The 4,415-nt window shown below is 70.8% G+C and carries 3 protein-coding genes and 2 pseudogenes; all 5 read left to right on the top strand.

The window, feature by feature from the left end; genetic code table 11:
- Positions 1–510: pseudogene (locus ACLEQD_RS37925) on the top strand (serine/threonine protein kinase); the annotation flags it as partial.
- A complete protein-coding gene (locus ACLEQD_RS37920; RefSeq protein WP_410390730.1) occupies positions 507–1,502 on the top strand; it encodes a hypothetical protein in 996 nt (331 codons plus the stop codon). The pseudogene ACLEQD_RS37925 and the gene ACLEQD_RS37920, both read left to right, overlap by 4 nt.
- A gap of 23 nt (positions 1,503–1,525) precedes the next feature.
- Positions 1,526–3,424 carry a sigma 54-interacting transcriptional regulator gene (locus ACLEQD_RS37915; protein ID WP_410390729.1) on the top strand — a complete coding sequence of 633 codons (1,899 nt, stop codon included), beginning with the start codon at positions 1,526–1,528 and terminating at the stop codon, positions 3,422–3,424.
- 20 nt (positions 3,425–3,444) lie between these two features.
- Positions 3,445–4,029, top strand: a complete 585-nt coding sequence (locus tag ACLEQD_RS37910) for a hypothetical protein (RefSeq protein ID WP_410390728.1) — start codon at positions 3,445–3,447, stop codon at positions 4,027–4,029.
- A pseudogene (locus ACLEQD_RS37905) lies at positions 4,026–4,415 on the top strand (carboxypeptidase regulatory-like domain-containing protein); the annotation flags it as partial. The gene ACLEQD_RS37910 and the pseudogene ACLEQD_RS37905, both read left to right, overlap by 4 nt.

Below are 4,415 nucleotides of genomic sequence, written 5' to 3'. Positions count from 1 at the left end.
CACGATGGTCGCGAGCCTCGACCCCCAGGACGACCCGAAGCCCGCGCGCGGCGGCCGGGTCCCCGTGTCCATCCTCGTGCGCCCCTACGGCTCCATCCGCGTGGACGACGGCCCGCGGGCACGCAGCAGCTGGCGCAGCACGACGTGCACCTGTCGCCGGGCCCGCACACCCTCACCGTCTCCTGCGGCTACTGCGAGGACGCCACGGAGACCATCGACGTGAAGCCCGGCGGCGAGAACGTCTTCCGCCTGCGCGCCCTCCTCAAGTCCTCGCAGCTCGCCCTGGACTACCAGCCGCCGGACGCCACCGTGCGCGTGGGCGACACGGAGCGCACCGCGCGCGACAGCCTCCAGCGCCCCTTCGACATCCGCTCCCCCCGGGGCCCCGCCAGCTTCCAGCACCGCGTGGAGGTGGAGATCTCCTCCCCCGGCTACAAGACGGAGAAGCGCGTCGTCCTGCTGGAGCCCGGCAAGCCCACCACCCTGCGCGGGAGCCTGGCGCCCGAATGAGCCGCGGCCCGCTGCTTCTCGTCACCCTCCTCCTGGCCCTGCTCGGCCCCGCGTCCGCGCGCGCCCAGGTGCCCAACGGCGCGGACCCGGAGGTCGCGGCCCTGCGCGCGTCCTTCGAATACGGCAAGTACGCCGAGGTGCTGGAGCGCGCCGGCCAGCGCATCGACCGCGGCGACCTGCCCGAAGAGGACCTGGTGGAGCTGCACAAGCTCGCGGGCCTGTCCGCCTTCAACCTCAACAAGACCGACGATGCCGAGCGCCACCTGCGCGCCGTGCTCCGGCTGGACCCCGACTTCAGCCTGGACCCCTTCGTCGTCCCGCCCCCGGCCGTCGCCTACTTCGAGGACCTGAAGAACCAGATGTCCGGCGAGCGCGAGTTCCTCCGCCAGGAGCAGCGCCTGCGCCTGGAGCGCGAGAAGGCCGAACAGGAGCGCCGCGAGCAGGAGCGCGTCGCCCTGGAGACGCAGCGCCGCCGCGCGGAGGAGCTGGCCCGCCAGGTCACCGTGCGCACGGTGGAGAAGCGCAACTTCCTGGTCAACTTCGTCCCCTTCGGCGCGGGCCAGTTCCAGCAGGGCCGCAACAGCATGGGCATCGTCTTCGCCGCCACCGAAGGCGCCCTGGCCATCACCAGCATCATCGCGTTCTTCGCGTACGACTCGCTCTTCGAGGAGCGGTTCGTGAACCTGGACAACGTGCTGGACGAGGACGGTCGCGCGTCCATCCCGGTGCGCTACATCCCCACGGACCGCGCGCGGCAGGCGGACACCTGGCAGCTGCTCAAGCTCGCGTCCGCCACCGGCTTCTACACCGTCTACACCCTGGGCGTGGTGGACGCCGTCTACCACCACGAGGACCAGGTGGTGACGAGCACCACCGTGGAGTCCCGCCCCGAACCCAGGCCCGCTCCCACCGTCTCCCAGGCCGCGCCGCCGCGCGTGCGGCTGTACTCCACCCATGGTGGGCTGGGCGCCGGCTTCTCCCTCACGTTCTAGCCCCAGAAACCCAAAGTCCGCCCATGGCCAGCCTCACCGTCCGCACCCCCGATGGAAAGGTCCGCACGGTCTCCCTGCTCAAGCGCATCACCAGCCTGGGGCGGGGATCCGACAACGACGTGCGCCTGGAGGACGCCGGCGTTCCCGCCAGCGCCCTGCACGTCACCTTCGACGGCACCCGCTACGAGGTGGGCAGCCTGGGCGCCACCTTCCACGTCAACGGCAAGCGCCGCGACAACCACGCGCTGTCCACCGGCGACGTGGTCAAGGTCGGCGGCACCGAGCTGACCTTCTCCCGCGAGGACGCCCCCCGCGAGCCCGTCCGCCGCGAGGTGCCGGAGCGCGAGGTGATGCTCCCCTCCGCCGCCACGGCCTCGTCGGATTCGCACACCGCGGAGCTGCCCGGCGTGGTGGGCCGGGAGCTGGTGCTGCTCAAGCGGCTCACCGCGTTCAGCGAGCGGCTCTTCGGCAGCTACGACGTGGACCGCATCCTGGAGAGCCTGCTGGACGAGGCCATCGAGGTGACTCGCGCCGACAAGGGCTTCCTCATCCTGATGGAGAGCGGCGAGCCGCGCGTGAAGGCCGCGCGCAACGTGGCCCGGGAGAACATCGAGGACGCGGTGGAGAAGCTGTCGGACTCCATCATCGCCAAGGTGGTGAAGGACCAGAAGGCCATCATCGTCGCGGACGCGCTGGACGCGCCGGAGTTCAAGGCCAGCGAGTCCGTGGTGAACCTCAAGGTCCACTCCGTCATGTGCGTGCCCGTCATGCACAAGGGCGACCTGTTCGGCGTGCTCTACGTGGGCAACGACCGGCTGGTGAACCGCTTCGAGCCCAAGAGCCTGGACATGCTCACCGTGTTCGCGGCGCAGGCGTCCCTGCTCTTGCAGAACGCGCTGCTGGTGAACGACCTCAAGCTGGACAACACGGAGCTGCGCCGCAAGCTGGAGGACCAGCGCTACGGCGACATCGTGGGCTCGTGCCAGGGCATGCGGGACGTGTACAAGCGCCTGGACAAGATCGCCCCCACGGACATCTCCGTCCTCATCACCGGCGAGACGGGCACGGGCAAGGAGCTGATTGCCCGGGAGCTCCACCGCCGCTCGCCGCGCACCAAGGGCCCCTTCATCACGGTGAACTGCGGCGCCATCCCGGAGAACCTGCTGGAGAGCGAGCTGTTCGGCCACGCCAAGGGCGCCTTCACCGGCGCGGTGGCCACGCGGCCCGGCAAGTTCCAGGCGGCCATCGGCGGCACGCTGTTCCTGGACGAAATCGGCGAGATGCCGCTCCAGCTCCAGGTGAAGCTGCTGCGCGCGCTGCAGGACAAGGTCGTCTACAAGGTCGGCGAGAACCGCGGCGAGCCGGTGGACATCCGCGTGGTGGCCGCGACGAACAAGATCCTGGAAGAGGAGGTGAAGCGGAACATGTTCCGCGAGGACCTCTACTACCGCCTCAACGTCGTCACGGTGAAGCTGCCGCCCCTGCGCGAGCGCGGCGAGGACGTCATCGTCCTGGGCCGCTTCTTCCTGCAGAAGTACGCGCGCGAGTTCAACTCCAAGGCGCGCGGCTTCACGCCCGCGGCCGCCGTGTCCATGAAGAAGTACGGCTGGCCGGGCAACATCCGCGAGCTGGAGAACCGCCTGAAGAAGGCGGTGGTGCTGGCGGACAAGCCGCTCCTGGGCGCGGACGACCTGGACCTCAAGCCGGAGAACCTGGAGCCCATCATGCCGCTGCTCCAGGCGAAGGAGGAGTTCCAGAAGCGCTACATCAACGAGGTGCTGGCGCGGAACAACGGCAACCGCACCAAGACGGCCAAGGACCTGGGCGTGGACCCGCGCACCATCTTCCGCCACCTGGAGAAGCTGGAGGCGGAGAAGACGGGCGGCCCCCTTCCCCCGGACGAGACCGAGGAACTGCTATAGGGTTCCCGCGAAGCCACGCCATGCACCGCCACGCGCCGCGACAGTCCCGGGGCATCCTCCAGCCGCTCGTGGCGGCGCTGGGACTGGCGGCCCTCGCGACGGGTTCCGGCTGCCTCATCCCCCAGGACGAGGCGCTGCTGGAGAGCGTGCCCCAGTTCCGCAACCGGCCGCCGCGCGTCCTGGAGGAGCAGGTGGAGCCCTCCGAGCGCATCCTCCGCGCCTTCGGCGTGGGCAGCTGCACGCAGGACTTCAACGTGGTGGTGGAGGACCTGGACGTCGACGACCGCATCACCGTGGAGTGGTACGTGGACTACAACCCGTCCAACCCCACGGGCTTCTACCGGCAGATCGTCCTCGCCAACACCGGCCAGCCCCGGCGCGACGACCGCGGCACCCTGCGCATGGACCTGCGCTCGGCCAACAACCCGCTGGCCCCGCCGGGCATCCACCTGGTGGAGGCGCTGGTGACGGACCGGCACCTCACCAACCGCCAGCCGGATCCGCCGGAAGAGGTCTTCCTCGCGGACGGCGGCGTGGTGAAGAACCCGGGCTTCGTCACCTCCTACTCGTGGGTGGTGAACACGGTGGCGGGGGACTGCCAGTGAGGCGCGCGCTCGGGGCCCTGGCGCTGGCGCTCGGGCTGACCGGGGCCGGGTGCGCGTTCCTGGAGGACGAACCGCCGCCGCCCCAGCTGGTGTGCCGCTCCGACGCGGAGTGCGCCGCGGGCCAGGTGTGCTTCGTGGACGGCTGCGGCAACCCCGGCGGCGACATCGTCGTGGAGGTGCAGCCCCTGCCCAGGGCGGGCCTGCTCGCGCAGGACTTCCCGGTGGACCGGCTGCGGCCGGAGCAGAACCTGGAGCTGTTCAGCCCCGTGCGCCTGCGGGGCCAGGTGTCGCGAGGCGCCGCCGCCACGGCGGATGGCGGCACGGCCCCGTCCCCTCACCGCGCCCCCATCCACCTGCTCGCCACGGGCGACGAGCCGCCTCATCCC

This window comes from Corallococcus sp. 4LFB (genome assembly GCF_046520365.1).
Taxonomy (GTDB): domain Bacteria; phylum Myxococcota; class Myxococcia; order Myxococcales; family Myxococcaceae; genus Corallococcus; species Corallococcus caeni.
This window is presented reverse-complemented; position numbering and strand designations above follow the sequence as displayed.

Coding starts and splice junctions, on each gene's coding strand:
- ACLEQD_RS37915 (WP_410390729.1), top strand. CDS start 1,526: ATGGCCAGCCTCACCGTCCGCACCCCCGATGGAAAGGTCCGCACGGTC.
- ACLEQD_RS37920 (WP_410390730.1), top strand. CDS start 507: ATGAGCCGCGGCCCGCTGCTTCTCGTCACCCTCCTCCTGGCCCTGCTC.
- ACLEQD_RS37910 (WP_410390728.1), top strand. CDS start 3,445: ATGCACCGCCACGCGCCGCGACAGTCCCGGGGCATCCTCCAGCCGCTC.